The organism is Devosia sp., assembly GCF_040509215.1.
In the GTDB taxonomy this organism is placed as follows: domain Bacteria; phylum Pseudomonadota; class Alphaproteobacteria; order Rhizobiales; family Devosiaceae; genus Devosia.
Window position 1 is genome coordinate 1 of record NZ_JBEVLL010000294.1, and the last position, 3,373, is coordinate 3,373.

Consider the following 3,373-nt stretch of genomic DNA (forward strand, 5'->3'; position numbering starts at 1 on the left):
CTGAACGCCCTTTGGAAAGACGGCGGCATCCAGTACGCCCCGCCGATCCGCTAAGCTGAACGAATTGCTCCGGCGCCCCATAGCGGGCGCCGGTCTCTTTGTTCTGTCACCTATGCCACCTCCAAAGGGCGCATAGCGGTTATTTGCGGCCAAGGGACAGTATCATATGACCACTCGCGAAATGGGGCACGACGCTGCCCCCCGCGTCAGCTTTTTCAATGATCCGGTAATCCGGGGGATCTTCTACCAGGTTGTCGTTGCCGCCCTTCTTGTCGGCTTCATCTTCTGGATCGTGGGAAACACAGCCGCTAATCTTGCGGCACAAAACAAAACGACCGGCTTCGATTTTCTCTGGAAGACGGCCGGCTTCGATATCAGCTTCTCGCTCCTGCCATGGTCGCGCGAGTCCTACTATTGGGAAGCGTTCCTGGTAGGGCTGATCAACACTCTGCTGGTTGCCTTCATCGGCATCATCTGCGCGACGATCCTGGGCTTCACCATCGGCATTGCCCGCCTCAGCAGCAACTTCATTGTTTCGCGGCTTGCGACTGTCTACGTCGAAATCATCCGCAACATCCCGCTGCTGCTCCAGCTTTTCTTCTGGTACTTCGCCGTGCTCAAGGCGATGCCGGCGGTGCGGGACTCGATCGCTTTGCCGCTCGATTCCTTCATCAACCAGCGCGGCATCTTCGTGCCAAAGCCCATACCCGACGCACAGTTTGGATTTGTGTGGATCGGTCTGGCGCTGGCCATTCTTGCCGTCGTCGCACTCCGGCATTGGGCCAAGAAGCGTCTTGAGGCCACCGGCCAACGTTTCCCGGTATTCCTCACCTCGCTGGCAATTTTGTTCGGTGTCACCGGGCTTGTCTTCGTGGTCAGCGGCGCAAGCGTTACCTTCGAGCCTCCGGTTCTCGAGCGGTTCAATTTCAAGGGTGGCCTCGCTTTGCCGCCGGAATTTGTCGCTCTTGCCTTTGGCCTCACCATCTATACGGCCGCCTTCATCGCCGAAACCGTGCGTGGCGGCATCCAGTCGGTCAATCGCGGACAGACCGAGGCGGCCCAGTCGCTTGGCCTGAAGGAAAGTGACCGTCTTCGCTTGGTCATCGTGCCTCAGGCCATGCGGGTCATCATTCCGCCGCTTACCAGCCAATACCTCAACCTGACGAAGAATTCCTCGCTCGGCGCCGCCATCGGCTACCCCGAACTTGTGAACGTCTTTGCGGGCACGGCTCTCAACCAGACCGGCCGCGCGATCGAATGTATCGCCATCACCATGCTGGTCTATCTGTGCTTCTCCCTGCTCACCTCGGCGATCATGAATTGGTACAATGCCCGCGTGAAGCTGGTGGAACGGTAGGAGGATCTGATGACCGATATTGGATTCGTCCGCTCTGAACTTGTCACCGCCCGACCGGCACCCGTGCGCACCACGGGCGCCATCGCCTGGGCTCAGAAGAACCTCTTCTCAACACCGACCGATACGGTGTTGACCATCCTCGGCCTGCTTTTCCTCGCCTGGATCGTTCCGCCGCTTTACGGCTTCTTCCTCGGCAATGCCGTGGGGCCAAACGGCACGGTCGAACAGTGCCGCATGGAAAATGCCGGCGCTTGCTGGGCTTACATCGCGGCCGAAATGGAATTCTTCATTTACGGCTTCTACGATATCCCCGAGCAATGGCGGCCCAACATTGTCTTCGCGCTGGGTGCCATCCTTCTGGTGCCGCTGCTGATCCCCAAGGCCCCCTTCAAGCGGACCAATGCCGTCCTCTTCATCGTGGTCTATCCGATCGTCAGCTACTTCCTGCTGGCAGGCGGCGTTTTCGGTCTCAAGGTCATCCCGACCGAAAAGTGGGGCGGGCTCCTCGTTACCCTGATCATCTCGGTGATCGGCATAACGCTGTCCTTCCCATTGGGCGTCATTTTGGCACTCGGTCGCCAGTCGCAATTGCCCATCATCAAGACCGTCTGCGTCGGCTTCATCGAACTCATTCGCGCCGTGCCGCTGATCACCATTCTATTCATGGCCTCGATCATGCTGCCTCTGTTCATGCCGCAGGGCATGACGGTGGATAAGTTCCTGCGGGCGATCGTGGGCGTCACGCTCTTCACCTCGGCCTACATGGCCGAAGTTGTCCGCGGCGGCCTCCAGGCCATCCCCCGCGGCCAATACGAAGCGGCGTCCGCCCTGGGCCTGGGATACTGGAAACGCATGTGGTTCATCATCCTGCCACAGGCGCTCAAGCACGTGATCCCGGGCATCGTGAACAACTTCATCTCGTTGTTCAAGGATACGTCCCTCGTCTACATTGTCGGCATGAAGGATCTGCTCGAAGCGGTGAAGACCAAGAACGACACCGCTCTCGAATGGCAGTCCGCAAACACCGCGACCACCGGCTATATCTTTGCCGCCATGGTCTTCTGGGTGTTCTGCTTCGGCATGTCTCGCTACTCCATGTACATGGAGCGACGCCTTAACACTGGCTACAAGAGGTAGCTCCATGTCCCAGGTTTCTGAAACCACCGTCGAACGTGAAATCGACACCAGCCACATGCAGGTCTCCAAGACCGAAGTCGCCATCGACGTCGTCAACATGCACAAGTGGTATGGCGATTTTCACGTGCTCCGCGATATCAATCTGCGCGTGATGAAGGGCGAGCGCATCGTCATCGCCGGCCCCTCGGGTTCCGGCAAGTCGACGCTCATCCGCTGCATCAATCGCCTGGAAGAGCACCAGGAAGGCCAGATCATCGTCAATGGCACCGAACTCACGGCCGACCTCAAGCGCATCGACGAGGTGCGCCGCGAAGTCGGCATGGTGTTCCAGCACTTCAATCTCTTCCCGCACCTGACCATTCTGCAGAACCTGACGCTCGCTCCGATCTGGGTGCGCGGCATTCCCAAGGCCGAGGCCGAGGCGACCGCCATGCACTATCTCGAGCGCGTGAAAATCCCCGAGCAGGCCAACAAATTCCCCGGTCAGCTCTCGGGCGGCCAGCAGCAGCGCGTCGCCATCGCGCGTTCGCTCTGCATGCAGCCCCGGATCATGCTTTTCGACGAACCGACGTCGGCGCTTGATCCCGAAATGGTCAAGGAAGTGCTCGAGGTGATGATCAGCCTTGCCGAAGAAGGCATGACCATGATTTGCGTGACCCACGAAATGGGCTTTGCCCGCCAGGTGGCCAATCGCGTCATCTTCATGGATCAGGGGCAGATCATCGAGGAAAACGAACCCGAAGAGTTCTTCTCCAACCCGCAGCATGAGCGTACCAAGCTGTTCCTCAGCCAGATCCTTCATTAACTTCGAGCCGTCCCGAAGGGCAAAGCGCTCCAGTGGAGCGCTTTGAGGCGAGAAGGCCATGAGACCTGTGGTCG

3 protein-coding genes are annotated in these 3,373 nt (G+C 59.0%); all 3 read left to right on the plus strand.

Features of this window, described 5'->3' with window-relative positions; genetic code table 11:
• Positions 1 to 166: 166 nt before the first annotated feature.
• Genes ABW043_RS16370 through ABW043_RS16380 form a run of 3 tightly spaced genes read left to right on the plus strand, consistent with a single transcriptional unit; the run spans position 167 to position 3,299 of the window.
• Entirely contained in the window at positions 167 to 1,357 is a 1,191-nt protein-coding gene (locus ABW043_RS16370) for an amino acid ABC transporter permease (RefSeq protein WP_353922263.1), read from the plus strand.
• Positions 1,358 to 1,366: 9 nt separating this feature from the next.
• Positions 1,367 to 2,494 carry an amino acid ABC transporter permease gene (locus ABW043_RS16375; protein ID WP_353922264.1) on the plus strand — a complete coding sequence of 376 codons (1,128 nt, stop codon included), beginning with the start codon at positions 1,367 to 1,369 and terminating at the stop codon, positions 2,492 to 2,494.
• A 4-nt stretch (positions 2,495 to 2,498) separates the two neighbouring features.
• A complete protein-coding gene (locus ABW043_RS16380) occupies positions 2,499 to 3,299 on the plus strand; it encodes an amino acid ABC transporter ATP-binding protein (protein ID WP_353922265.1) in 801 nt (266 codons plus the stop codon).
• The last annotated feature ends 74 nt before the right edge of the window (positions 3,300 to 3,373 follow it).